At 51.2% G+C, this 26,886-nt stretch carries 21 protein-coding genes; 12 read left to right on the forward strand and 9 right to left on the reverse strand.

Annotated elements, in window-relative coordinates; translation table 11 throughout:
* Window positions 1–122: 122 nt before the first annotated feature.
* Entirely contained in the window at window positions 123–2,129 is a 2,007-nt protein-coding gene (locus AC6I7T_RS30115; RefSeq protein ID WP_497791574.1) for a GxGYxYP domain-containing protein, read from the reverse strand.
* Between the two features lie 290 nt (window positions 2,130–2,419).
* Here AC6I7T_RS30115 and AC6I7T_RS30120 point away from each other — a divergent pair, with 290 nt between their 5' ends.
* From AC6I7T_RS30120 to AC6I7T_RS30135, 4 genes are all read left to right on the forward strand, one after another.
* A complete protein-coding gene (locus tag AC6I7T_RS30120; protein ID WP_497791575.1) occupies window positions 2,420–2,677 on the forward strand; it encodes a ubiquitin carboxyl-terminal hydrolase 14 in 258 nt (85 codons plus the stop codon).
* A 71-nt stretch (window positions 2,678–2,748) separates the two neighbouring features.
* Window positions 2,749–3,609, forward strand: coding sequence for a PGN_0703 family putative restriction endonuclease (locus tag AC6I7T_RS30125; protein ID WP_497791576.1), 861 nt, complete (start codon window positions 2,749–2,751; stop codon window positions 3,607–3,609).
* A gap of 114 nt (window positions 3,610–3,723) precedes the next feature.
* Window positions 3,724–6,408 (forward strand): ABC transporter permease, encoded by a 2,685-nt coding sequence (locus AC6I7T_RS30130; RefSeq protein WP_497791577.1) that lies wholly within the window; start codon window positions 3,724–3,726, stop codon window positions 6,406–6,408.
* A 246-nt stretch (window positions 6,409–6,654) separates the two neighbouring features.
* On the forward strand, window positions 6,655–9,285 hold the full coding sequence (locus AC6I7T_RS30135) for an ABC transporter permease (protein ID WP_497791578.1): 2,631 nt from the start codon (window positions 6,655–6,657) through the stop codon (window positions 9,283–9,285).
* A 34-nt stretch (window positions 9,286–9,319) separates the two neighbouring features.
* On the opposite strand, the gene AC6I7T_RS30140 is transcribed toward AC6I7T_RS30135, so the two are convergent.
* The gene (locus tag AC6I7T_RS30140; protein WP_497791579.1) at window positions 9,320–10,279 is read right to left on the reverse strand and encodes a ThuA domain-containing protein; all 960 of its coding nucleotides are present in this window, start codon (window positions 10,277–10,279) and stop codon (window positions 9,320–9,322) included.
* 352 nt (window positions 10,280–10,631) lie between these two features.
* On the opposite strand from AC6I7T_RS30140, the gene AC6I7T_RS30145 reads away from it, so the two are divergent.
* Window positions 10,632–11,192 carry an SEN1982 family lipoprotein gene (locus tag AC6I7T_RS30145; protein WP_497791580.1) on the forward strand — a complete coding sequence of 187 codons (561 nt, stop codon included), beginning with the start codon at window positions 10,632–10,634 and terminating at the stop codon, window positions 11,190–11,192.
* 109 nt (window positions 11,193–11,301) lie between these two features.
* Here AC6I7T_RS30145 and AC6I7T_RS30150 read toward each other — a convergent pair whose 3' ends face one another.
* From AC6I7T_RS30150 to fdhD, 3 genes are all read right to left on the reverse strand, one after another.
* On the reverse strand, window positions 11,302–12,579 hold the full coding sequence (locus tag AC6I7T_RS30150) for an L-lactate MFS transporter (RefSeq protein WP_497791581.1): 1,278 nt from the start codon (window positions 12,577–12,579) through the stop codon (window positions 11,302–11,304).
* Window positions 12,580–12,780: 201 nt separating this feature from the next.
* Window positions 12,781–13,161: a DUF7009 family protein gene (locus AC6I7T_RS30155; RefSeq protein WP_497791582.1), complete on the reverse strand. Its 381-nt coding sequence runs from the start codon at window positions 13,159–13,161 to the stop codon at window positions 12,781–12,783.
* Between the two features lie 9 nt (window positions 13,162–13,170).
* On the reverse strand, window positions 13,171–14,046 hold the full coding sequence (gene fdhD, locus AC6I7T_RS30160; protein WP_497791583.1) for a formate dehydrogenase accessory sulfurtransferase FdhD: 876 nt from the start codon (window positions 14,044–14,046) through the stop codon (window positions 13,171–13,173).
* Window positions 14,047–14,397: 351 nt separating this feature from the next.
* On the opposite strand from fdhD, the gene fdhF reads away from it, so the two are divergent.
* Window positions 14,398–17,409 carry a formate dehydrogenase subunit alpha gene (fdhF, locus tag AC6I7T_RS30165; RefSeq protein WP_497791584.1) on the forward strand — a complete coding sequence of 1,004 codons (3,012 nt, stop codon included), beginning with the start codon at window positions 14,398–14,400 and terminating at the stop codon, window positions 17,407–17,409.
* Between the two features lie 18 nt (window positions 17,410–17,427).
* Entirely contained in the window at window positions 17,428–17,880 is a 453-nt protein-coding gene (locus AC6I7T_RS30170; RefSeq protein WP_497791585.1) for a hypothetical protein, read from the forward strand.
* 107 nt (window positions 17,881–17,987) lie between these two features.
* Here AC6I7T_RS30170 and AC6I7T_RS30175 read toward each other — a convergent pair whose 3' ends face one another.
* Window positions 17,988–18,899 (reverse strand): helix-turn-helix domain-containing protein, encoded by a 912-nt coding sequence (locus AC6I7T_RS30175; protein WP_497791586.1) that lies wholly within the window; start codon window positions 18,897–18,899, stop codon window positions 17,988–17,990.
* 312 nt (window positions 18,900–19,211) lie between these two features.
* Complete coding sequence (locus AC6I7T_RS30180; RefSeq protein ID WP_497791587.1) at window positions 19,212–19,595, reverse strand: hypothetical protein; 384 nt, start codon at window positions 19,593–19,595, stop codon at window positions 19,212–19,214.
* Window positions 19,596–19,801: 206 nt separating this feature from the next.
* Between AC6I7T_RS30180 and AC6I7T_RS30185 the strand changes: the two genes are divergently transcribed.
* The 3 genes from AC6I7T_RS30185 to AC6I7T_RS30195 all read left to right on the forward strand — a co-directional run bounded on the left by AC6I7T_RS30185 (window position 19,802) and on the right by AC6I7T_RS30195 (window position 21,878).
* Entirely contained in the window at window positions 19,802–21,034 is a 1,233-nt protein-coding gene (locus tag AC6I7T_RS30185) for an esterase (RefSeq protein WP_497791588.1), read from the forward strand.
* Between the two features lie 121 nt (window positions 21,035–21,155).
* Window positions 21,156–21,365, forward strand: a complete 210-nt coding sequence (locus AC6I7T_RS30190; RefSeq protein WP_497791589.1) for a hypothetical protein — start codon at window positions 21,156–21,158, stop codon at window positions 21,363–21,365.
* Between the two features lie 69 nt (window positions 21,366–21,434).
* Window positions 21,435–21,878 carry an MEKHLA domain-containing protein gene (locus AC6I7T_RS30195; RefSeq protein WP_497791591.1) on the forward strand — a complete coding sequence of 148 codons (444 nt, stop codon included), beginning with the start codon at window positions 21,435–21,437 and terminating at the stop codon, window positions 21,876–21,878.
* 84 nt (window positions 21,879–21,962) lie between these two features.
* Here AC6I7T_RS30195 and AC6I7T_RS30200 read toward each other — a convergent pair whose 3' ends face one another.
* Both AC6I7T_RS30200 and AC6I7T_RS30205 read right to left on the reverse strand, forming a co-directional pair.
* On the reverse strand, window positions 21,963–24,617 hold the full coding sequence (locus AC6I7T_RS30200; protein ID WP_497791592.1) for an ABC transporter permease: 2,655 nt from the start codon (window positions 24,615–24,617) through the stop codon (window positions 21,963–21,965).
* The gene (locus AC6I7T_RS30205; RefSeq protein ID WP_497791593.1) at window positions 24,614–24,955 is read right to left on the reverse strand and encodes a PadR family transcriptional regulator; all 342 of its coding nucleotides are present in this window, start codon (window positions 24,953–24,955) and stop codon (window positions 24,614–24,616) included. Before AC6I7T_RS30205 ends, AC6I7T_RS30200 begins: the two co-directional genes overlap by 4 nt.
* 355 nt (window positions 24,956–25,310) lie before the next feature.
* On the opposite strand from AC6I7T_RS30205, the gene AC6I7T_RS30210 reads away from it, so the two are divergent.
* Both AC6I7T_RS30210 and AC6I7T_RS30215 read left to right on the forward strand, forming a co-directional pair.
* Window positions 25,311–25,499, forward strand: coding sequence for a hypothetical protein (locus tag AC6I7T_RS30210; protein WP_497791594.1), 189 nt, complete (start codon window positions 25,311–25,313; stop codon window positions 25,497–25,499).
* Window positions 25,500–26,144: 645 nt separating this feature from the next.
* Window positions 26,145–26,843, forward strand: a complete 699-nt coding sequence (locus AC6I7T_RS30215) for an SOS response-associated peptidase (protein ID WP_497791595.1) — start codon at window positions 26,145–26,147, stop codon at window positions 26,841–26,843.
* The last annotated feature ends 43 nt before the right edge of the window (window positions 26,844–26,886 follow it).

Genomic DNA, 26,886 nt, shown 5'->3' on the forward strand with positions numbered 1-26,886 from the left:
GCTACGGCACAGCTCGTTACGCTTCTAGGCTAGCTACCCCACCCCTCTTTACGCTTATGGCGTTCTTCAGGATGGGGTATCTGGTTGTGGTTGCCGATTACCGCTCTGAAAAGCTGGGCTGCCTAACTGAGCGTTCTCTTGATAAGCCGGAACAGAACATCTGCCCTTACCACCTCATACTGAGGGCCAAGGGAAGCAACGAAGTTCTTTACGTCTGTCGGAGTCATGTTCCAGGCAAGTACTCCAAGCGCAACGAAGAGCGGGCTATTCCCATCCCAGTTTTGTGTTGCCTTGGTTAGCGCTGCCTGACCGTCGGAGGCACTGCCAATACCGATTTGCGTGATGATTGGCAGCCCGGCCGAAGTGCTTACTGTGCTCTGATCGATCCAGTTGTAGAGAATGCCGAGCAGGGGCACATCTTTCTTGAATTGCTGAGCAACGGCATCCGTCAACGGGATATTGGTGTCATTCTGGCGGTTGAGTGCATAGATGACATTCATCCCTGTGCGCCGCATATAACGACCAGTTGCGGCGGTAAAGCTGGGTAGCATTGCTGCGGGCCACTCGCCAGGATAGGTGTATCCGGCTCCCGATGGTCCGGCCAGCAGGAAATCATTTACTGTCTGCGTTCGCTGGAAGTAGTGCAACATGGAGGGGCCTGCATCCAGCAATAAGGGACTGATGCTCCAGTTTAGGGGAACCTGTCCTCTCGAGGCATCGTCCCAGAGATCACGCATACGGTGCTGATCGTATTGGAGGTTATCTCCTTCGCTCATCGTTAGCGTGACGTAGACCTTATTTTGCAATTGTGGAGTATTGCTGGTGGGTTGCCACGGTACGACAGGAGCGAGTACGCCTCCAAATACCGTTGCATTGTTGAAATAGTCGGCTGCTTCCACGGTTACTCCGTATTCGGCACAAAGTGTAACTCCCTGAGATTCGTGGCCGCCTACGAACCAGCCGAGATAGGGAGTATTGGGCGCTACCTTCTTGAGTATCTGCTGGAAGAGAGCAGCTTCTTCTGCGACTAAGGGATCAAGCCAGAAGACAAGAGCATTGGTAGCTACGATATAGTCCCGGAAGTTGGAGAAGGGAATGTATTGGATCGGCATCTGGTTCGTTGCCGTCACGTTGTATTCATTCCACATCTGAGTCTGGAGCGTTAGTGCGGTTGTTCCTGCGGGCGGAGTGAATTTGTAGATGAAGTAAGAGTTGCCGTCGGCAAAGCGCCAGGCAGAGGCAAGGGAAGAGCCGTCGGCGTCCAGAAGAAACGGCTTTTCGGCATCTGTTCCGGGCTGGAATGAGGCGATTACATTTCCGTCGGCAATGACCGTTACCTGCCCAACCGAAGGGCCCCAGCCATCATTCGTATAGGCATCCTGATAGCGAACATAGACTGCTTCGCCACCAAGAAAGCTTGAGAGATCGGCTGTATAAACGGCCTTGTTTGAGGCATCGGTTACTGGTTGGGAGACTTTGAGCAAAGTCGTCCATTGAACGCTGGGAATCAGCTGCGAATCCGCCGGGTTGATTCCTGTCAGCAGACGGTGGTCAAGAGCGGACCAGTAATTGTCAATCAGCCAGTTATAAGCATCGAGCTTGGTGGTAAACCGCCCGCGCAAATCTTCAAGGATAGGTAGCTTGAACTGCGCGGCCAGATCGGCTGTTGCAACAACAGCGTTCTTCAATCCTGCCAGACTGGTTGCGACGTTGATCGTGTCCGGCACGTTGGGATCGTAGACAATCGCTCCCCGGATTTCATTCCTGTACTTTTGCACCAGATCGAGAGGCGTGGCGGTGACCTTGTAGGGGATTTTGAGTGTGTCGAGCCAGGCTTGGTTTGTATTGTCTCCTGGCGTAAGCCAATAGAGGCGAGGGAGTCTTCGATTGACAATGCCTTGAAGCGTTGTCAGGAAGACCTGCTGTTCAGCGGGTACCTGCTGGAAACTTGCAACGTCCAGATGATAGGGCTGAGGGAAGGTAGGCAAAACTTGGCCCTTCGGCCAATAGAGATTTCCGGGTGAGTAGGAGGACGACGATAGTCCCTGTCCGACGGCGACATTGTGGGAGAGGGTAGCACACACAGTAGCTCCTGCAGCTTCCAGGAAGTTGCGACGAGTGAATCTCATGCTATGTCCTTTCTGCATTCCTGCGTTTGCTCTCACGTTTCAAATTGATGAAACGCCTTGGGGAGGGCATACTCTTTCGAGCAGCGGAATTCTACTTGCTCTTGCTACGATTCGTCCAATAGAGAACGTTGTCATCTTTTCTGCCTGTTAGTTGTGAAGATGAAGGCGCGAGGTGGCGTTTTCCTTGTTGGCCATTGATCCGGTATGCTGCTAAAAGCGGGTCTGTTCGCTGGCCTCAGGTAAGTCGAAATTAGCTTCAGCTAGATTACGAATACGAGAAGAGGTTCTGCATGCCATCCTGTACGCACGTAAGTCAAATCAAGGACGTAAAACCAAATACCGACGGCTGCGAAGAATGTCTGAAGAGTGGCGATGAATGGGTACATCTACGAATGTGCCTGGTCTGCGGCCATGTCGGTTGCTGTGACTCTTCCAAGAACAAGCATGCAACCAAGCACTTCCATTCCACGACGCACCCGGTCATGCAATCCGCCGAACCGGGAGAGAATTGGCGCTGGTGTTACGTGGACAGTATCTACCTGGAATAAAGATGGTTAGAAGATGAGGCGGAAAGCTTTGGCTGGACTGTTCGCCTTGTCTTCGCCTATCATTTCCCCGTATGGATGATGATTCACTAGAGGAGCTGTGTGCCGAGCCTCACGTAGCTCGTCGTACGGGAGCACTTCGGCGGGAGATCAGCTTTCGCAATCAGATGCGGGCCCAGCATCTGGAGCACGAACTCACCTATGGGGAAGTTCCCAGCGTTATCTATAGCCAGGACGACTCTGGCAGTCACGGAAATTTTCTTCCCGCAGCTTATCGGCGGATTTGTGCTGCCGCCGACTGGCGGAAGCGGCTAGATAAGGTCTACACGGCATCGAAATCCGTTCCCAGACGCTTCGATCGGGAGCGCAGGGAGCTTGACTGTGCCAATAGCTCCGATGCGTTGTTAATGAATATCTTCTGCTATCCGGGAGTAATGAACCGGGTAGAGGTCTATTCGATACTCGGTGTCGCCAGGGGCGAGCGACCATGTTTCGGCTTCCGTCCTTTGACTCCGCTACACGATGGCAAGGTAGATCGTACGGAAGTGGACATGAGGCTTGGCGATCTGATGGTAGAGGCAAAGCTCACCGAGGGAGATTTTCAGACCGCGCGATTCGAGTTGGTCGAACGATACCGCGATTTCAAAGAGGTCTTTGATGCGGAGCTGTTGCCTCTTAAGAGAGGTCTGATAAGTTCTTATCAGCTGATTCGCGGAGTTCTTGCCGCTGCTTCCACAGGCTACTCATTCTGCGTTTTGTGTGATGCTCGCCGTCAGGACCTGATTGAAGATTGGTATCGGATAGCTCGCGCCGTGCTTAGTTCTGAATTAAGGTCACGTTTGCGTGTTCTTACCTGGCAGGAACTTGCTGGCTGTCTATCTTCGGTTCATCAGAAGTTCCTTCGTGATAAGTACGGAATCGAAAACTCAAGGTAGGGTAACAGTGGAGTCAAAGTCTTCCGCCTTACACAGGAGAATCTCTAAATATGCCTGTAGACAATCTACTACCTTTTGGGTGTAGAGTATCTACATCTCTCGTGGAGAAGGTTCATGAGGTTTTGGACGAGGATCTTTCGGTCGGAAGCGCAGAAAGCGGAACTCGAAGCTGAAATTGCCGCTCATCTGGCGATGTCTGCAGCTGACAAGCAGCAGCGGGGTGTAGATGCAAAGCAAGCCTGGCAAGAGGCGAGACGGGAATTTGGCAATCAGGCGCTGGTAAAAGATGTTACCCGGGAGATGTGGGGCTGGGGCTGGCTGGAGCGCTTCGGCTTTGACCTCAAATATGCTTGGAGGAAAATTCGAAGGTCGCCGGGATTTGCCATTACGGTTATCGGAACCCTCGCCATGGGCATTGGCGCTGCGGTTTCCATGTTCACGGTAGTCGATCAAGTCTTGTTGCGCCCTGTCTCTTATCCCCATCCTGAACAGCTTTTAGTTATCAATGCAGCAGATAAGTTGCTGCGCCCTTCCTGGAGTAATAGCTGGCTGGATATTCAAGACTGGCGGCAGCGAAATCATTCCTTTCGTGAGATCGCTTTTTTCCGGTATGCCGGGAAAGGGTTTTTTCTGGAGAGGAATGATAGTGCTTTCGAAGTCGATGTGATGAGAATAAGCGCTAATTTTCTCTCCACTCTTGATGTCAGGCCTGAACTTGGGCCGGGATTCAGCACCAAGGAAGATCGGTTCGGTAGTGAGGAGAGCCAAAACGAGATTGCATTAAGCAACGCAATATGGAAAGAGATGTTTGGCGCAGATCCGAAGATTATCGGGAAGCAAGTACATCTCAATAATCAATCTCTAATCGTAGTAGCGGTGATGCCCGATAGTTTTGAGCCCAGCCAAAAGCTGCCGAGAGTGTGGACTCCAATTCAACTTGAATCCGACGATAAGGTTCGTGGTCGATCTGTATCGGAGTATCAGGTCATAGGAAGACTCAGAGATAATGTGAGCCTTACTTCAGCGCAATTGGATTTGGAGACAATTCAGAGCCAGGTTGCAAAGGAGTACTCGAATCCGGAAATTCGAGAGTTGCACAGTCATATTCGCATGCAGAGATATGCGGATTCACTGGCGAATGCAGATCTCAAACGGGCATTAGTGGCTCTCTCCATTGCCTCAGGCATTCTCTGGTTGATTGCATGCGTGAATGCCATGAACTTGTTGTTGGCACGTGCCACAGCAAGTAAACGTGAGATTGCCATGAGGGGTGCCTTGGGCGCTGGCCGCTGGCGTCTGATTCGGCAGCAAATTGTGGAAGGGCTTCTTCTGAGTGCAGCGGCGTCGTTACTCGGATCCGTGTTTGCGATATTGACCATACACCTTTTACGCGCCACGGCTGCTAAGTACGTTTCTATCTCGGTAGCGGCAGGATTGAATGGGAATCTTCTGCTTGCGGTGGTTGTGGTTACTGTGATCAGCACGATCCTGTGCGCAGCCTTGCCAGCCTTCTTTTCTGCCTCGGCACGTATTGAGCCTGCGTTGCGGCAGGGAATTCGCCAAAGCGATGTGGGCCGTGGGCAGAATCTTCTTCGTAGCACTCTGGTGGTTGTGCAGATTGCAATGTCGCTGACGTTAGTTGCCGGTTGCGGTTTTCTTCTGCGTACGATCTACACTCTTCGTCATGTACCGCTGGGCTTTCGTACTGACCACATTGTCGTTGCGAACCTCACTATTCCTTCGTGGCGATTTACGAACGAAAACCTGATTCAGAGTCTTTATGATCCGCTATTGCAGCGAGTGCGGCAATTGCCCGGTGTTCAAGGTGCAACCTTAATGACCGAGGTTCCACTCGGCAGAACGTTTCATGCTTCTCTTAGTTTGTCTGGCTCCGACCACAGTTGGAATCATGGTAAGGATCTTGTTGCAGCTCTTAAGCTGGTTAGTCCCGAGACGCAGCAGGTCTTTGGATTCAGGATGGCAAGCGGACGCTTCTTCAATAGGCAAGATACTGCCGGATCGACACCGGCTATTCTTGTCAATCGCGCTTTCGTCCAGCAATTTGCTCCCGATCCTCTAAATCCCAAGTCTGTTTTGGGCAAGACCTTCTGGAGTTTGGGTGCGGACAGGCCAGCCTACATCGTAGGGGTTCTGGACGATCAGAGGCAACACACATTGGCGGAGCCTTCTTCTCCCGAGGTAGAAGTCTGTATCTCGCAAATTCCTCCCGGTAGCAGCCTTTATAAAATGATAGCCACGAAGGCGATGGATATTGCTGTTAGAACAGAGAGACCACCTGAAGTGGTAACTCAAGAGCTGCGCAAGATCCTTCATGAGGCAAGTCCGGAACTTGCTGTGGCCACTTTTAGCAGCATGGATCAAATTGTCGCCAACTCCTATGGGAATCAAACCCTGGCAGTACATGTGCTTGAGGTTTTCGGTGGTTCAGCATTGTTTCTGTGTCTTGCCGGGTTGTATGCACTTCTTGCTTATATCGTCGGTCAGCGAAAGAGCGAGATGGGTGTGCGCATCGCCTTGGGAGCACAGCGCGGCGATATTCTCTGGCTGGTGCTGAGACAAGCCGTCTGGGTGATGATTGCGGGTGTAACGATTGGTACTGGGCTTATCTTGTTTACCGGCAAGTTTATTAAGGGGTTTCTTTATGGGGTAAGTACCCATGATGGCTGGGCATTAGGAGTTGCCGGAACCCTCATTCTCGTTAGTGGAATAATGGCGGCATTGTTTCCTGCACGACGTGCGGCGAGCGTAAATCCTATCGATACTCTTCGAGCAGAGTAGTGGATTTGTAGACTTTCGCAGAGGTATCGAAAGAAATAGTCAGACATCTTGACCCTTTTTCTGCGCCGTTGCGCAAGGTAAAGGTGACAAAGCGAAAGAAGAGATCGTTGTTGAAACGATTCCTTGTCTGTACTTCCCTTGACAATCGACAAGAGTTGATGCCATGCTCTTGTCGATTATCGAGAGATAGCTCTCCACCTGTGCGTGCCTCAGGGGTGGAGAATTGCACTGACGGGGAGATCATGCATGTTCATGGAGTTCCTTACCCAGTTGCGTTTCTTTCTTCAGCGTAAAGGGCATTCCGAGGTTGACGCGGAACTGCAATACCATCTTGAACAGTCCATAGAACAGAATATTGCTGCCGGAATGTCTTCTTCCGAAGCTCGAAGGCAGGCACTCATAGCCTTTGGTGGCATGGAGTATGCGCGTGAAGCCTGCTGGGAAGAACGTCCTGGCTGGTTGTTTGAGACTGTTCTTTACGATATACGGCACGGGTGGCGTGGCTTTAGACGAAATCCCGCTTTTACCGTGACGGTTATTGTAACGTTGGCGCTGGGCATTGGAGCTACCGCTGCGGTCTTCAGTGTCGTGGACCGAATCCTATTTCGTCCTTTGCCGTATAAACAGGGTCAACGTCTTGTTTCAGTTGGACTGACTGCGCCGATTCTTCCGCAGGAGTTTCTTCTAGGCGATTCCTATTACAACTGGCGTGATCAGCAAACGCCATTTGAAAGTCTTACCTCAGAGACCGGCGTAGAGCCGTGCGATTTGACTGAGGATCATCCGGCTCGTTTGGATTGCGCGCGCGTTGAGGCCAATTTCCTCAAGACGCTTGGAGTTGTACCTATACTAGGCCGCTCTTTTATCAGAGAGGAGGATAGTCCAGATGCGCCAAAAGTGGCGCTGATCTCTTATGGACTGTGGAAGCGGAATTTCGGTCTTGATTCTGAAATCGTCAATCGGGCTGTCAGCATTGACGGAAAGCTCGTGCGTGTAATCGGAGTGCTTCCAAAGGACTTCGAAATGCCGCTACTCGAAGCCGTGGACGTTATGATGCCAGAGTCCTTGGACGAGACTGCTCAGCGCAGGGGGGGACCTTCTGCGCGTGTGATGTATGCTTTTGCGCGACTGAAGCCGGGCGTAACCATAGAACAAGCAAGAGGAGCGCTGAAGCCAGTCTTCGATTATTCGCTTAGCCAGGTCCCGCCACGTTTCCGTAATGAAGTGCATCTTCGAATTCGGTACTTACGTGATCGGCAGATCCATGATGTGCGCCTTATGGCCTGGGTCCTTTTCGGTACTGTAATTACGGTGTTATTGATTGCTTGTGCGAATGTTGCGAGTTTGCTTCTGGCAAGAGGGATGGCTCGTGAAAGGGAATTGGCGGTGCGTTCCGCTTTAGGCGCCAGTCGCGCTCGATTGAGTCGGCAGTCGTTGACGGAGTCTTTGATGCTGGTTCTGGCCGGAGCCTTTTTCGGAGTTCTTTTGGCCGAGGTTTTGTTACGAGTGTTTGTTGCGTTGGCTCCGGATGGGGTTCCATTTCTTAGCACCTCGCAATTGGATACTCGTATTATCGGGTTCACAATTCTGGTTTCACTCTTCTGCGGTACCCTCTTCAGCCTGGTTCCAGCACTGCAGCGGCCCAATGCTGAGTTTCTTGCCAGCAGAACGATGACTGCGGCTTCTCGCGCTCGCTTACGGCAACTGCTGGTGACAACGCAAATCGCATGCAGCATGATTTTGTTGAGTGGAGGGATGCTGTTGCTGCGAAGCTTTTGGAATTTGCAGAATCAGCAGCTTGGAATACAAACGAAAAACATCGTGACTGCAAGCATCACGCTTGGTTCTCAGCATTACGCAACCGCACAACAGCAATTAGCCTTCTTCCAAAAAGTGCAGGCTCGGTTAATGCGTTTGCCTGGAGTCGATGCAGTTGCTCTGAGCGATTCATTGCCTCCAGGCGGTGTTCGCTGGGATCAGCCATATACGACCATTGCCATCGCTGGGCATCCCATATCTACTGGAGGAACAGGCGGTATGGTTACTCGTCGCTGGGTGACTCCTGGGTATTTTCGTGCACTGCAGATTCCACTCTTGCAGGGTGAGGGGTTTACCAGTGAAGAGATGAATTCCAAAGATCACTTTGTCGTTCTTGGGCGAATGCTGGCACGGCGCATGTTTCCTGGAGAGAACCCTATTGGACAACATATTCAGCCGATTGGCGGCGGCCCTTGGTATCTGGTGGTCGGAGTTTCAGGGGATACCAAGAATGGAGGACTGGCGGGAGAAGACGAGCCGGAATATTATCGACTACGACGTAACAACCAGGAGGACTGGAACAATCACTCAGCCGTTATAGTTAAGACCTCGATTGCTTCTGCAACCATGGCGCAGTGGATTCGATCTGAGATCTCTGCATTGGACTCCACTCTTCCTGTACAGATCGAGACACTTCAACAGCGAGTCGATAAGTTGGCCGATAAGCCAAGGTTTGAAGCAACACTGGTAGGATTCTTTGCCGCAACCGGGTTGTTGCTATCCGTTGTCGGATTATACGGAGTGATTTCTTTCCTTGTGACGCAACGTACACAGGAGATCGGTGTGCGAATGGCCATCGGTGCCAGCCGCGGTAACATTCTGAAACTGGTTGCAGGTAAGGGGCTCAGGCTGGTTCTTGTGGGCGAAGTCGTAGGCCTTGGTATGGCTATTGGTATCTCCCATTTATTTACAAGCCTGTTATTCAATATTGGCCCTTATGATCCAGCTAGCTTTATTGGAGTTACGATTCTCCTGCTTGCAGTTTGCTTGGTAGCTACTCTGGTTCCGGCTCATACTGCAACGAAAGTTGATCCCACCGTTGCGCTTCGATATGAGTAGAGCCCGCATGAAATCGGTCCAGGAGATTTGCGGGTCAGTGAGTTCTGACGACAACATCGGATGCGCCGTTCAGATATCCAGGGTCCATCTCTGCAATATCTACACGGAAGCTGACGGAATTTGTTGTGGGAAAGTTTGTGGGGGTTTTCTGGGTAACTTGTCCTGTGGCGGCCCACTCTGTACCTCTCTGAAAGGTAGCGATGAAGCCAATGCAGCTCAGGGCATAGATATCGTGGCCGAGAGTGGTATGAAAGATGCGTCCCCTTCCATAGTTCAACGCCATGAGCATTGGTTCGTCTCGCCCCGTTCCTTTGTTTCTGGGATCGGAATGTGCCGTAGCGAGTACCGTCATGTTTTCTCCGGGGCCGCGTAGTGTGGCATACAGTTCGTCCGAAGCATGCATCCAGATAGCTGGAAGTCCCTTCATGATTGGGTGCTCCGGTGCTCGATTTACTAGCTGAAAGGGAAGTCGTGCTCCATGCGATCCCGCAGGTCCGGGAACAGGATCGGAAACCAATTTGTCATCCTTGTAATACCAGAAGGGACCGGCTTGCTCGTTTCTGTTTCTCCATCCGCCTACGCCAATCATTCGGTTATAGGCCTCCCAATGCGGAAAGGCGTTGTCGGCAGCATGGACGATTACGAGACCACCGCCATCCCGGATGTATTGCTCGAATTGCAGCCGTAATTCCTGGGGCCAGTCCGGAGCATCGTAGTTCGATACGATTACCTGGTACTGCTTAAAGTTGGGATGGAACTGGCTGAAGTCTGTACCGGAATGCGGAGCTGTTGCGATCGATACCTGAAAGAGTCCGGTCTCCTCCAGCTCTTTCTTGAGAACGGGAGTTGTCATTTGCCACGCGTGATAGGGTCCGCCACTTTCTCCATCCAGAATCAGCACCGATATAGCTTTTGTTTGCTCATCTGCGGACATATAGTTAATCCCTTGGCTGCATAACAGGAGCAAAAAGGCTGTGAAGACGAGCTTCCGCATGCGTTTCTCCCGAGAGTTCTTCCAGCTCTGGATTGTACTGGAAACAGAGGAGTGTGATGCCAAGGCCAGTTTGGGTCTACGTGGAAACCTGAATTCCTAAAGTTCCGTCATAAGAAGATGGCAAGGGCTTTGAAGGTGACCGGGGTGATTCGTGTGGTGTAGAAAATGGATTTTTCGAGTATGCACATTGCGCAAAGTCCTTTTCTTCGCTAGTGTTGCATGAAGTCGATATTGTTCGGCTCAAAAGGCAGGTTTTGAGGGGAACCCGGTCACGTTGAATTCGATAATCAAGGGAGATGCCGGATATTGAAGAGGCTTTTCCTATAAAGCAACACAAACGCAGGAGTGGAAAATGCAAAGCAAGATTCGTAAGCCGTTGGCGGTTCTTATTGGTGGTATCGTGATTCTCGCGTCTGGCTGTCATGCCAATATTCAGCCCACCAGCGAAAATCTGACCAAGGGATTGAACGCTTATTACTCAACTCACAAAGATTGTCTATTTTCTTCCGCCTTGCGTTTTCCCTATGAGGTTAGTCCCGGAGCCGAAGAGAAGAAGGTACTGGCTCAAATGGAAGCTCTGGCCGATGCCGGTCTTCTGGAAAGTAAAGAAGACAAGACCATCAAGGTCAATGTCTATACTCCTACGCCGGTTGGCGAACGGGCAGGTGGACGCTTCTGTTATGGCCATCGTGAAATCACCAGCATTGATAATTTCACTGCGCCAGCGAAGAATTCCGATGGTTTCCTTGAGACCCAGGTGGACTATCACTACAAGATCGTGGATATTCCGGTCTGGGCGAAAACCGACAAGATGCTAAAGGCATTCCCCGATTTGGCTAAGGCTATATCTTCCGGCGGAACTGGAAAAGCTAAGCTGGCAAATGCCGGTGCCGGTTGGCAGATCCCCAGCTAAGACCCCCGCGTTATTTAGCTACATCCTTCTCATCGGAGAAGGTTCGCGGCTATCCCTATCTTGAAAGCCTCGGGACACGAACAGCAACGTGTCCTGGGGCTTTTATGCTCTATCGGGCGCGACGTACCACATTGCCTGTTACTCTCGGCAATTCTTCCGGCTCCTCTTCTATGGCTTGATTCTTCGTTTTCCTTCCGGGAGGCGAAATAATGATAGGCAATAATGTCGATACCAGAACAACTGCGCTGAGTACATGAAAGCCGCTTCGATAGTTTCCCGTTGCCTGGCGCATGTTTGCGACTAGCAGAGGGCCAAAGGCACTGGCTGAGCCCCACGCCGTCAGCATAAGACCATAGATCGGACCAACATTCTTCGATCCAAAATAGTCCGCCGTGAAGGCAGGCATAGTTCCGAAGCCGCCGCCGTAACACATAAGAATGATGAAGGTCAGAACCGTGAGTACCGTTGCAGAGGTAATGGAGGGCAGCACCCAAAAGAGCACTACCTGGAGCAAGAACATCAGAACAAAGGTGAATCGCCGGGTTAGGGAATCGGAGACCCATGCCCAGAAGACGCGTCCGGCGGCATTGCCAATACTGACGATTCCAACCATACCGGCGGCGACAATCACCGTAACCTTCGCCAGTTCCTGGAAGATTGGCGATTCCTGTGAGATGACGGATATTCCCGCCGATGTGTTCAGGAAGAGGATCAGCCACAAGGCCCACCATTGCCAGGTTTTCAGAGCTGTACCAAGCGTGTAGTCTTCGGCTGCTCGCTGCGAGTTTAGTCGGGCAGAGGGCGTCCATCCTGCAGGGCGCCATCCTTCCGGCGGATTCTGCATGAAGTAGGCGGCGATGACTCCAAAGATAATGTAGGCAACGCCCAGATAGGCAAAAGTTGGCAGAACCCCGACGACCTGAATCAAACGCGAGGCGATCGGCGCCGTTACCAGCGCTCCCGCTCCGAAGCCGCCTACAGCAACGCCGGTAATCAAACCGCGCCGATCCGGAAACCACTTCACCAGGACAGCTACGGGCACGATATAGGCAAAGCCGAGTCCTATGCCTCCAATGAATCCATAAGAGAGATAGAGCCACCAGAGACGGTCCCCTGCGAAGCTGGCGAGCAATGTTCCCAAGCCATACAACAGGGCTCCGGTCAGTCCGACAATCCGAGGACCGGAGCGGTTAAGCCAGAGGCCGCCGAAGAAGGCGGCTACTCCGAGTACAAAGATGCTGATAGTAAAGGTCAGCGTCACCTGGGGAATTGTCCAGTGAAACTGCCTGGTTAGAGGAACACGAAAGACGCTCCATGCATACACGGAACCAAGTACGATCTGCAGGATGATTCCTGCAAAGGCGATACCCCAGCGATTCAGTTTCACTTTATTACTCCTGGTCTTGAGGCTTAGAGAAATTCCGGAGCAGCTGTATTCACGATCCAGGAAGTTCGAAGCCGCTCTTCGCCAAAGAAAGCGGTATCCCACCGGTCTTTGCTTGGACATAGCTGCGCCGGAATTGTTCTAGAAGGAATCAGCTCTTCGTTCTCACTTATTTGCGGCATGCCTGAAATTGAGCCTTCTTTATCAGCAGGTTTGTTCAACCTGTGGATTTACAAATGCATCCGATTGATCTTCATTGCTGTTGAGGCAGGCGAAATCTTTCTCCAGTGCGATATCGAGTGATTGGCTGTTGCCTAGGTCGATAGAGGTGTAGATGCCTACTTGATCTTTCTTCCCCCAGCTCTTGAGTTGTTCCTGTGCAAGCAGTACAAGGATTTCTCCCTGGCGGTATTTCACATCGACAAGATTTGTGCTGTTGTCAGGAACTAAGGCATAAACCAGGGAGTCTTCCGGCTTCGGGCTGAATTGAATTCTTTCTTCGATCCGTTGTTGCTGCTGGAGCTGCGCAAATTCGGAGCGGGTTACCCGCAGTCGTAGAGAGTTTCCCTTAATTCGTAACTTCATCTGTTTCTCCTAATTGGCCCCGCCGTTCGAATGAATGCGATTGCCTCCGTGGTAGATGTTGAAGCGCCGTTCGCGCAGGAATCCGACGAGAATCACATCGAATTCGCGAGCAACCTGCACGGCGAGGCTGGAGGGAGCTCCAACCGCGGCTACCAATGGAATTCCTGCCATTACAGCTTTCTGCAAAAGCTCGAAACTGGCACGTCCAGAGAGCAAAAGCATCTTGTTGCGGAGAGGGATTTCATCGGCCAGTAGTTGTGCTCCTATGAGCTTGTCGACGGCATTGTGACGTCCTACATCTTCTCTGAGCATCAAAAGGTTTCCGCTTGGGTCAAACAAGCCTGCCCCGTGAAGTCCTCCAGTACTGTCAAAGACCTGCTGCGAGCTTCGCAAGCGCTCGGGCAATAGGTGCAGGATCTCTGCCTGTATTGAGAAATCGTTCTTCACGCGAGGAGGACATACCGAACGCAAAGCTAGCAGGGAAGCCTTGCCGCAGATTCCGCAGCTGGAGGTGGTATAGAAGTTTCGCTCCAGAGTGGACGTATTCACCTTTACGTCAGGAGCCAATTCAACGCGAACGATGTTTCGTCTCGTGGAATTGCTAAAGAAGCTGTCGTCCCCTGCGTCGGCCCCTGATGCTTCCTGCGGGATAGAAGTTGTATCCTCCGATAAATCGAGAATTCGTTCTATGTCGTAAAGGTCGTGAATGACGCCTTCAGTTAGGAGGAAGCCTGCCGCCAGTTCGGAGTCGTTACCAGGGGTTCTCATTGTAACGGTGATGGATTTGACCGTCCTCGAATCTCTGGGCCCGAATGCAAGCTGAATTTCAAGCGGTTCTTCGATGGCTACGCTGTCCCGGGTGGGGGTTGGCGTAAGATCGACCATTCTTTCAATTGCAATTTCAAGAATGGGCCGGTTCGTTACTGGGGAAGATAAGGACCGATTCATCTCTGATAGCTGACGCTGTTTCTGTCCAAAACGTTTCGTGTTTCTTTCTCACTTATTGCAGAAATTTATATGTACACCTCCGCGTCATGGCTTCGATAGGCCGGAAAGCCTCTTCTTTCTGCCCTCGCTGTACTAAATCTGACTTTTCAACAAAAATGTGCGATAAATCACAAATAGCGATTCTCGCGATTCGAGACACTGGTTCTTAGTTCGTGGTACCCCGGAGTTTGTGAAGATTGGGTGACATTAGAAAGAAACTCACGAATGCCGTGGGCTGAGGCAAACGAGATGAGCGTAACTCAAATTACAAGCGTGTTTGAGCACGAAAACAGTGATGAGCCGGGAACGGTTTCCCTTACGGTCGATGGCCGTACCGTTACGGCGAGAGAAGGTGAGCTGGTACTGGATGCGGTGCTTCGTTGCAAAGAGATTCCGCATGTTTGCTATCACTCCGCCCTCATGGGTCCTATCCAAACCTGCGACACCTGTCTGGTGGAGGTGAATGGCGAACTGACGCGCGCCTGTGGGCACAAAGTCTCCCAGGATATGCAGGTGGTGACGGAGTCAAAGCGTGCTGTGGAGGCGCGCTCCGAGGCCTTCGATGTAATTCTCGGAAATCACATGCTCTACTGCACTGTCTGCGACAACAACAACGACAACTGTACAGTTCATAACACGGCAGTTGCCCTCAAGGTTGAGCATCAGGATCACCCCTTCAAGCCCAAGCCCTATGAAGTGGATATGTCAAATCCCTTCTACCGCTACGATCCCAGTCAATGTATTCTTTGCGGCCGTTGTGTTCAGGCCTGCCAAAGCGTACAGGTAAATGAGACGCTTTCGATAGGCTGGGAGTTGGAACATCCACGTGTCTTATGGGACGGAGGGGTGCAGATTGGCGGTTCAAGTTGTGTTTCCTGCGGACATTGCGTAACGGTTTGTCCTTGCAATGCTTTGATGGAGAAATCGATGTTGGGCGAAGCTGGCTACCTGACCTCGATGCCTCAGGACACTTTGACGAAGATGATCGATGTTGTAAAGGCCATTGAGCCGGAGATGGGCTATGGCGCCATCATGGACGTCTCTCAAACCGAGGCGAAGATGCGCGACGAGCGCATCAAGAAGACCAAAACCGTTTGCACTTACTGCGGAGTTGGCTGCAGTTACGATGTTTGGACCAAGGGCCGCAAGATCCTGAAAATCGAACCGCTGCATGGCGAAGCAAATGAGATTTCAACCTGTGTAAAGGGAAAGTTTGGTTGGGATTACGTGAATCATAAGGACCGCTTGAAACGGCCTCTGATTCGCGAAGGCAATGGCTTCCGGGAGACAACCTGGGAGGAAGCATTGTCATTGGTTGCAGAGAAGTTGGGCAACATCAAGGCGCAGTACGGTCCAGATTCAATCGGCGTGATTGTGTCGTCTAAGGCGACGAACGAAGAAGGCTATCTGATGCAGAAGCTCGCACGTGCCGTTATCGGTACCAACAATGTGGACAACTGCTCACGTTATTGCCAATCACCGGCGACCATGGGACTCTTTCGCACCGTAGGTTATGGCGGCGACTCCGGTTCGATTGAAGATATCGGCAAGGCTTCGCTCGTCCTCATTGTTGGCAGCAATACCGCTGAGAGCCATCCGGTACTGGCTACGCGTGTTAAGCGGGCTCATAAGTTATTTGGACAGCGGCTGATTGTGGCCGATCCCCGCGAGCATGAGATGGCGCGTCGTGCCGATATCCACTTCCGTCCTCGTCCGGGTACGGATTTGGTCTGGATCTCGGCAATGAGCCGCTATATGTTCGATCGTGGCATCGCTAAGATGAGCTTTATCGAACAATGGGTACATAATCTCGATGAGTTCAAACAGAGCCTAGCTCCCTTCACGATGGAGTATGCGGCACAGGTATGCGGCGTTCCTCTCGCGACGCTGGAGGCTGTTGCTCAGGAGATTGCGGTCGCCGATACGATGTGCGTTCTGTGGGCGATGGGCATTACTCAGCACACGATGGCTTCCGATTCTTCTACGGCCATTTCGAATCTGCTGCTGACAACCGGCAACTACATGCGGCCAGGCTGCGGTGCATATCCTCTTCGAGGGCACAATAACGTACAGGGCGCGAGCGACATAGGAGCGATGCCGAATAATTATCCCGGTTATCAGAGCGTTGCCGACCCAGCAATTCGTGAACGTTTCGAAAAGGCTTGGGATGTAAAGCTCTCCCCCGATCGGGGCTTCGACAATCACCAGATGATGGACGCTGTCTACGAGGGCAAGTTGCGTGCCGTATATATGGCGGGGGAAGACATGATCTCAGCAGACTCGAATGCGAATCATGTTGCCGGGGCATTTGAGCGTCTGGACTTCTTTGTGATCCAGGATATCTTCTTCACCGAGACTTGCCGTTATGCAGATGTGATTCTGCCTGCGGCTCCAGCGCTTGAGAAGGAGGGTACCTTTACCAGTACCGAACGTCGTATTCAGCGGTTGTACCAGAGCTTGCCGGAGTTGGGAGAGAGCCGGGCCGATTGGAAGATTACTCAGGATATAGCAAATCGTCTTGGCGCTCATTGGAACTACCCGAGCCCGGCGGAGATCATGGATGAGTTGGCCTCGCTGAATCCCCTCTATGCCGGTGTTTCCTTTGATCGGCTTGAGGGATACAAGACACTGCAATGGCCGGTGAAACCGGATGGCACGGATTCTCCGATTCTTTATCTGGAGGGCTTTGCGTTTCCGGATAAGAAGGCTCGCTTCTATCCCGTTGCTTTTCGTGAGCCGATGGAAGCACCGGATGGGGATTTCGATCTCTTCTTGAACAACGGACGTATTCTTGAGCACTTCCACGAGGGAAATATGACGCATCGCGTGGAGGGAATCCGGGAGGAGACTCCGGAGCGTTATATCGAGATCTCGGAAGAGTTGGCATTGGAGCGCAAGATCGAGTCTGGCAGATGGGTGCGGGTTACCAGCCGTCACGGTTCTCTGGTGATCAAGGTTCTCGTTACCAGCCGCGTGAAAGGGAAGCAGGTCTATCTGCCTTTGCTTTCCCGGGAGGGGCCGGTAAATATTCTTACCGGATCTCACACGGATTTTGCAACAAATACTCCGGCCTTCAAGGAAACGGCTGTGCGTATTCAGGTTCTGCCGGAGAAGGGATCGAATCCGCTCAAACCTTTAAACTTCCGCTTTTCCGGGTCTCCGACTCCGCAGAAGGGCGTTGAAGTGGAACGTAAATGGAAGCGCGCAGATTACCGCATGCCTGGGACAGGGAAACTTGTTCAAATTCAGTTACAGAAATAAGCAGAAAGGTTATAGGTTATGGCTGTTGCCGTCGAATTTAGACATTTTCAACCGACAGATGCGCGTGAAGACCTTATCCGCCGAGTGCAAGAGGCCCCGGAGGAACATGCTGAAGCGGTTCTGGCGGCTTATAATCTTTTACAGCAACTTCATGATAAGAACGTCTTTAGTCTCCTTAACGGCCTGCTGGGAGCCAGCGATACTGTAATCAATCACATCTTGACCATTGTCAGTTCGAAAGAAGCAACGAATGTTATTCGGGTGATTCTGAACTTCAATAATCTATTGAAGTCCATTGATCCGGATAAGCTGCATGCTGTTTTCAATGACAGCAACAAGGATGTATCGTTGCTGAGCATCGCAAAACAGGCATCGACAAAGGAGGCTCGCCATGCCATGGCTACAGCGGTGTCGTTGCTGAATGTAATAGGCGATGCCCTGGAAAAGCAGAAGTGGAATGAGAAGGCTTAGAGCAAAACCGGCGTAGGTGTATCCCGAACCCCAACTCCCTATGCAGGTTTCGGCCTCAGCAAATGGGGCAGATGCCAGAGCTGAAATTCTGTTGCTGCGCTATCTTCCTAAATTTGCCGTTTATATTGTCCGGGTGTGACGCCGAAGTAGCGACGGAAGGTAGTCGTGAACTGGCTTTGATCCTGAAATCCACATTGTGTGGCTATCTCCAGCAGCGGCAAGCTGGATTCTCCTATCAGCTTGCATGCTCGCTCCAGTCGTTGCTGTATCACGTATTTATGTGGAGTCATTCCGACAGACTCCCGGAAGAGTGCGATGAGATAGTTCGGGCTGATATCGGCTACTCGGGCTAGATCTTTCAGTGAAAGATCTTCCGCAAGATGCTCTGAGATATAGTTGCGAATCTTCTTTTCTCTCGCCGGACCTAAGCCACCTCGATAGACATGCAGGCTATCTCGCCGATCGCTATAAGTTCTGACTAGATGCGTTGCGATGATCGTGGCTACCGCCTGGGTATAGACCTGGTTCCCGGCATTGATGTTGATCTCCCGATAGAGAGATCGGGCTATTTCAACCAGGAAGGGATCTCGAACCAGCAACGAAGGAATCAGGCAGGTCTGAATATTGTCAGGAGCATCCTCCAGCATGGAGCGAAAGAAAGTGTCATTCAAATAGAGATGAATCAGGCTGGCACGCCGGTCGAAATGAATGACATGTTCAACTCCGGGCGGTACGATCCAGACGATGTCGCCATTCAACTCCCGCCGTTCGCGTCGTCCGGTGATTCCATCCCATTCGCCGCGTACTTGTGCCGGGCTCATCGCTACCGTGATTTGAGTGCAGTTGTGGACATGGCGCTCCCAGACAGAGCGATGCTGTTCCGCCGTGTAGAGACTGTAGCTCCCATACGTTTGCCAAACGTGATCCGGCGGTGGTCCCGGATGTAGTCCGACCAGGAAGTGCTTTTGATCGTTGTCGTGGGCTACCGATGCGTCGGGTTGGAGAGTCTGGTGTGTCATGAGAGCGCCCCAAAGGGCCACAAGTTTAACGGTTATAGCTTCAGCTCCGGTACATTTTGGAAGCTGTGGCCAGCATTTCGGGGGAAGCCTGCTACTTCCCGATGAGGAGTACTCCCTCCCTCTATTGCCTTAGATCATATCTGGATATAAATGATCCATGAAATCGCGTTTATTGCTTTTCGCCTATAACAACTTTGTTTCATGCGCGAGGGACGATTCGTAGCGATTGGCACGGATAGCTATCGAATAAGAAACAGCAGACGGTCGAAGGGGTAGAAGCTCAGTCCTGGAAGAAGCGGTAGCGCCTGTTTTTCAGGATGTCTCTTTCCTTTGGCTCTTTGTCTTGAGGTATGAGGTCAGAAAGAAAATGCCGAAGAGGAGATCGATGCAGCCGAAGAAAGCTTTTCCCCCGGTTGCTTCACCTTGAAGAAAGAAGGCAACTACAAAGAGTCCGTAGGCAAACTTCTCTACCATCGCTGCAATCATTGCAGGGCGAAACCGCTGCGGGTCTGTAGAGATAATGAAAAAGAGAATTGCCCAGGACAGGCCGACGCATAGAAACCCAAAATAGTAATCCGGGTGAGTGATCGCAGGTGGATCCAACTGCCCTAGTCTGGTACGCAGAAAGAACAGAGGAGACAGAATCAAGATGCTCCATGTGCCAGCTAGAATGAAGATGGTCTTTGCAAATTTCATCGGTTTCCTCCAGTTATCCGATGTAAACAGGCCGAACTTGTTTCGGGCAAGGCGTAGCACGAACCTATTCAAAGATGAATAGGTTCACAAATTGAAGCTAACATATTCTCATTGAAAGTTAATGGTTTGTTTCTCGTTGTTTCCGAGGAGAATTTTCAGCAAACCGATTGCCAATATGCGGTTTACGAGTGCACAATGTTGCCGGCATGAACAAGACAATAGGTTTCGTTCTCAAATCTTCTTTCGGCTCTCTCTGTTTATTGTTAGCTGGCAGTCAACTTAACGCCCAGCTTTCTGCTGGCATTACTCCTAATCCCGCTCAGGCTACAAAGGAACTAGCTCCGGCAGTCGCACAGAAGATCACAGGGGACTCCAGTGCAGGCGCGATGAAACTCGCTCCTGAAGTGAACTCCGATCGCACGGTGACCTTCCACTTCCTGGCCCCTCATGCTACTTCTGTTCAGGTTTCGCTGGAGGGCAGTGCTGCTCCCTTGCCTATGACTAAGGATGACAAGGGTCTCTGGACGGCAACTTCTCCCTCTCTGACTCCGGAAATTTATGGTTACCACTACATCGTAGATGGTGGACACCTGCTTGATCCTGCGAATCGCTGGTTTAAGACCAATTACCTCTATGAGGACAATATGCTGGCGGTGAGAGGAGACGGGCCACAGCCCTGGGATCAGATCGATATTCCTCATGGCGTGGTTCAGCATCATTACTATCATTCTGGGATTGTTGGCGATCAGCGCGATTTCTTCGTCTATACGCCGCCGGACTATGACCCTACGGGGAAGAAAAAGTATCCTGTTCTTTATCTTCTCCATGGGTTCAGCGACGGTGCCGATGGATGGACTACTGTCGGTCGCGCCAACTACATCCTCGACACCTTGATTTCACAGCAGAAAGCCGTGCCGATGATTGTGGTGATGACATATGGCTATGGTGTGCCTGAGATCCTGATGTCAAATGGTGCAGCCTTCCGCGAACCTGGAGTTATTGGCAAGAATTACTCGCTCTATACTCGATCGTTGATGGAAGAGATTATGCCGCAGGTTCAGCACCAGTATCGGGCTCTAGCCGGGCCTGAGAATACCGCGATTGCTGGCCTATCCATGGGCGGAGCGGAGAGTTTGCTAACCGGCCTTGGACATCCGGAAGCGTTTGGCTATGTTATCGGGTTGAGCTCTGCACCGATTCTCGATCATACAGATTTCTTCTCCGCTCGCTTGAAGACCGGTGGAGGCGAGAAACGTAAGCTTCTATGGATTGCCTGCGGAGAACAGGACGGGCTTGCCAAAGTCAATCATGAGCTCGAAGATTGGCTAAAAAAACAAGACGTTCCCGCTACTTTTCATTGGACCCCGGGAATGCATACCTGGATGGTTTGGCGTGACAATCTCGTCGATTTTGCTCCACTGCTTTTCCAAAAGAAATAATTTTGCTGAATAAAAGGGTGCTGGGAGTTGGTACAACCTGCAAAGACAACGATCAGCACCCACTTCAAATGCCCAGATCTCCGCAAGCCTTGTATCTGCATCTTTCTCTGAGAGGTCTATTGTGGATTGGATTCTCTTTACGCTAGGTCTTGTTTTTCTAGCGATTGGCATCCTCGGCCAAATCTTTGGGACACGGCGCGTTGGAATCGATAACCCAGGTGATCGGCGGGCTCTACGCTGGGTCACGGTTGTTGTTTCTATCGTGATCGGTCTCTGGATATTGATATGGTCGGCTTCTCATATTTTGCATGCTCGCGCGACCGAGCAATGAATCCCTGCTGGTATTGACACTCACAACCTCGGATTGGCTTCGCAGATACGGAGAAAGCTATAGTAGCTTATGGATCTGCGTAACGACCTTTCTTTTGCAACGTTGCTTTCTGAAAGCTATCGCCGCCTTACCGGACATTTGTTGATTCCTTTATCTGTTCCTCCTGACAAGTATGCTTCGTGGCTCTACAAAGACGCGGAGTTTGCTGTGCTGGCACATAATACGGAAGTCGATCCCGTTTTCATCTATGGCAATGAAGTTGCGCAACGCCTGTTTGAATATAGCTGGGAGGAACTTACCCATTTGCCCTCGCGGCTATCGGCAGAGGCTCCTGAGAGAGACGAGCGGCAGAATTTTCTTGATCGTGTTGCAAAGGATGGTTTCGTAGCTGGTTATGGTGGAGTCAGAATTACAAAGTCCGGACGGCGCTTCCGTATTGAGAATGCTACGGTGTGGCAGTTGATTGACGAAGCTGGCATATGCCATGGGCAAGCGGCCAAGTTACCTCTTTAACCCTGATGGGCCATTGTGCAGACCGTGCTAAAGAGGTGGCAAAAGATACTGCAGATGTTATGTAGTCTTGCCACCTCTGTGACTCTAGTTCTCTCTTAATAATGTGGACGGATTGCTTCTCCATGCTCGATGCGCAGGAATCCATGCTGCCAGATTGCCGAGCAGGAACATCGTCAATACCACGGCACCCAGAACAACAGGGTCACGAGGTGTCGCTTGATAGACGATGAATGAGAGTAGCTTGCTTGCAGCTGCTCCGAGCAGAATTCCCAGTAACGAGCCTGTGAGCAATAATCCAAAGACACGGCCTAAAGCTGCACTTACCACTTGTTTCCGTTGAGCTCCTAAAGCAACTCGGATCCCCAATTCGCGCAGGCGTTTGCTTACCGAATACGCAGCCATTCCGAAGATCCCCGTGACGGCAAGCATTGCACCTAAAGCTCCGAGTATTCCCAGGGCAATGGATGCTGCGCGGGCGGCGAAGAGGGAAAGTCCCAAGACGTTTTGCCAGGAGTGGATTGTTAATGGAAGCTCGGGATCTACCTTGTGCAGAGCTTGTTGCAAAGCCGCTTCCAGTTCCGGGAAGTTTCGATTCGACCGCACGACAAGCCACGTTGAAGTGGACTGCCATTGCAGGATGGAGAGGAATGCAGCGGGCTGTGGACTCTCGCTGACGCTCAGATATTTTCCGTCTTCGACGATTCCTATTACTTGAACCCTGTTGCCACCCCAAATCTTAAAGACTCCGCCCATGGCCTTTTCTTCCGAGCCGAAGACCTTTCGTGCGAACTCACGATTGATAACTGCCACGTGAGTAGAGCTTTGATCGTCGTTCCATGAAAAGTCTCGTCCCCTTAAGAGGGAAGTTGCCGCTGCCCGAAAATATCCAGGCGAGACATGGAACATCATGGAACGCGCCACTGCTTTTGACGGCTGGTAATCTGTGGCGCTGTCGGGAAAGATGTTCGAATCGCTCCAACCGATGTTTAACGGCACGCGGTTTGCGTATCCTGCTGAGCTAACACCGGGAATGTTCTCTGCGGCTTCTACCATGCGCCGTCGAATCAGCTTAGTTTGCTCTGCCTTGTAACCCGCCATCGAAAGGTCTGTGTTTACCAGAACTGCTCCTTGAGGAACAAATCCGAAATTACTCTTTAGAGAGCGAATCATGCCTCGGACAGCCACAAACGATGAGGTGACGAGCACGGCACAAACCGTTACCTGCAGAGCAAGCAGCAAATCTCGTACAGTTAGCCGCCGAGAGTGTGTCTTGTCCCCGGTTGGATCTTTGATTCCTTGGTAGGGATCGGTTCTGATGATCTGCCGGAGTGGGACGATTCCAAAGAACAATCCGCTGATCAATGCCAGCAGGAGTGCTATCAATAGGGTTCTTATATCCGACTCAACCGGGACTTGAATTGGACTTCCCGGAAACGGTTGCCATCTGCTCAGCCATTGCAGAACGGGTACAGCTACGCAGAGGCCGATGGTGGTTCCTCCCAAGGAGACGATCATTGCTTCGACTAGGAGTTGGCGAATAATTCGGCGGCGTGTCGAACCTAGTGCCAGACTTAAAGCAATCTCTCGCGAGCGATCGACTGCACGTGCGGAGAACAGGCTTCCAAGATTCGCACACGCTGCCAAAAGGATAAGGATTGTGAGCAGCATTAACGCCGAGACAAACGCGCGAACGGGAGTCCCCAACATACTTCCCAGCAGACCTGGATGAGTGAGAGAGAACTGTAACCCTTCATTGTCTTTTGGATAGGCCCTTGCCAGGGTTTGCGCGATAGTATTCAAATCGGCTTTTGCCTGATTGGGCGTAACTCCATCTTTAAGGTGCCCTATCAGCCAAATTCCTCGTTCACTGCGGTTCTTGAGACCATCGCTTGCTTCAATCTGCTGTTGATTGACTATAGGTACCCAGAGGTCGGGCGTAAAGAACATCTCAGTGCCGCGAAACTCACGTGGCGCAATGCCGATGATTGTATAGTCGTATTTGTTCAGGTGTACGACACGGCCAATAATGCTGCGATCCCCTTGGAAGTGACTCTGCCAATAGCCGTAACTCAGAACGATGTAGGGCGCACTGTTGTAGCCCCTTTCGTCTGAATCCGAAAAGAATCTTCCCAAGTAAGGACGAATACCCAAGACGTCGAAGTAATTTCCGCTGGCTTCGTAGAGCCACACCTGCGAGGGCTCGCTATTTCCGCTCAATCCTGCAGTCGCGATGCCATAGGCGGCCAATCCCTTAAAACTTCGATTACGGTCACGGATGTCCAGATAATTGGGATATGACTGTGCAGGACCATGAAGCTTAGCATCCTCCAACTCATAAAGATTCTCGGCCTGCGGTACATTTATAGGGCGCAGGACCAATCGATTCAGAACGCTAAAGACTACAGAGTTGGCCCCGATTCCAACAGCCAGAGTCAAAATCGCAACTGCTGTAAATCCTGGCGACTTGCGCAGTGTTCTAAGAGCATAGCGAATGTCCCAGAATAGAGAATCGATCACGTTTGCCCCAAAGATTTCGCGGCACTCTGTTTTGTAGTGCTCGTAGCCACCGAACTCCAGGCGTGCTTGTCTTTCGGCCTCACTGCGAGATATGCCGGAGCGCTGAAGATCGTCGGCACGATGGGCGATGTGCGAACGCAACTCCTCTTCCATATCCCGGTTCATCTTTGAGGAACGAAAGATAGAGCTGAGCAGGGTGCGAAATTCAACCAGCAGATTCATAGCTCCTCCGGTTGGAGAGAAAGCGCTGCAGATATCGCATTCACGAGCCGGTTCCAGCTCTCAGTCTCCTGTTGCAGACGCTTACGACCTGCAGTCGTCAGCTCGTAGAACTTGGCCTTGCGGTTGTTCTCTGAAACTCCCCACTTGGTCTTGAGCATGCCTTGACGAACGAGACGAAAGAGTCCCGGATAGAGAGCTCCTTGCTCGATCAATAATGCCTTGCCTGTGATTTGCTCAATCCGCAACAAAACGCCGTAGCCATGCAGCGGTCCAAGAGAAACTGCGCGCAGAATAAGCAGATCGAGTGTGCCGGGAAGAAGTTGAGCTTGATCAGTCACCGCTACTCCTAATTGATTTAGGAGTCTAGAGCTGTTCTCCTAAGCTGTCAAGGAGAGAGCGTGGCAAAGCTGCGCTGGGCATGGGACATCTCCGGCCAATCTACTTAGGCAAATCTTTTCAGTACTGGCGAGGTATCGATATTTTCCGCCGCCCTTTACTGGCCCAATTGTCCTGGCGTTTTGAGAGATTCTTCCTACCCGCACAGTTGAAATGTGCCAATGTTTTTGCCGGGGAAAACGATTGTGCAGATGGATATGTAACGGATTTTGAGCCTTGATGTTTGCAACGTTGTCATATTTTGGTGTGCGGAGAGTTGTAAACTACTAATAGAAAATTCAAAGGGAAGAAGACACATTGGCTGAGCAAGTCTTACCCACCATCAATTTGCCGATGGGAACTGGGCAATATACAGGCAAAGTAGGATTCGTGAGAGGTGTCCCCATGTACGAGGTTGTTTATCTGGATGGACTCCTTGAGGGACAATCACGATGGGTTCCGTCAGCACCGGGAAGCCTTAAGGGCCGAGGGGCTGAGTCTCAATAGGTTGATTCACTCTGTTCTTCAATAAGCGCGCATCTGAAAGGGAAGAGGAGCGTCTGAGGTGTGACGCTGCTTCACTCCTCCCAAATGCGATAGCTAAAGCCGTGTGTCGAGTCAAAGCAAATTTCTGCTTTCTTCGAAAAAGATAAGTAGCTGGGATTTAAGCCGCGCACAGATAGGCTTTGTCTCGTTTGTGTCGTAATGCGGTACTGTGGATAATATTCGCTAAATCTTCGCCTATCCTTAAGACCATCATGTTTCATGGTCCAAATTCTCGGCAAGCTTTTGTTGTCAGGTGCAAAGGGTGTACGGAAATTATTCCCTGCGGATCGGACGACTTTCCTTTTGTCTCTTTAGTAATTTCTTGCCCTATTTGTACAGAAAGAAGACAGTATCGTCCCTCGGAGATTTTTCGGGGGATCCCATCCTACCGAGTGCGGCAAAGCATCGGCTCGGGAGGGAAGAAATATATCTGACTACGCTTCCCCTTATATGAAGAGGGTGGCCCTAGCCGTTATTGCCTGAATACGAGCGCGTGATATATGCAATAAAGACAATGCAGCTTCCCTGGCGGATGAAATTTATGATCTCGCTCTGGTTCGTTACGGAGAAGGAGACATCGGTTTCAGATGGGATTGGTAAAGGTATATGTGCGGACGTTATCGGTTGACACAGTGCGATATTGAGTTTCTGAAAGAGTACTACGGTATAGAGGATCTGGCCGATCTTCCAACCGAGGCTTTGATTTCGTACAACATTGCACCGCAGACCTTCCAGCCAGTCGTGCGTTTGAATCATGAAGGCAAACGTGAACTAGTGCTGATGCGTTGGGGATTCATCCCTCCAGGTGGCTCCGAAGCAAAGAAGTTTTTTATCAATGCCAAAGCTGAGACCGTCGATAAGCTTCCATCTTTTCGTGATGCCTTTCGTTATCGCCGTTGCATCGTTATCACTGACGGGATCTACGAGTGGGAAACCTTGCCGAATGGACAGAAGCAACCTTACGCGATAGGAATGGCCGATGGCGGTCCGATGGCTTTGGCTGGTATATGGACCTCATGGACCGATCCGAAGCTTAATGTTCCACTTGAGACCTTTGCCGTCATTACTGTAGAGCCAAATTCTTTAATGGAGCGCTTTCATAAGCGTATGTCCGCTGTTCTGAAGAGGGAAGACTTTGGTCGATGGCTTGCTCCTGCCGATCTGGGCAATCTTCCTATTGATCTGCTCAAGCCCTTTGACTCAAATCTCATGACGATGTGGCCTATCGGAAACGAAATCGGGAAGCCGGAGAACAATCGGCCTGATCTTATTGATCCCATCGATCCTCAGCCGAGGCTCTTTTAAACAAATGCCCAGGCCCTCAAATACATTTCAGATACTCTGAGTG

Source organism: Humiphilus diazotrophicus (assembly GCF_059726315.1).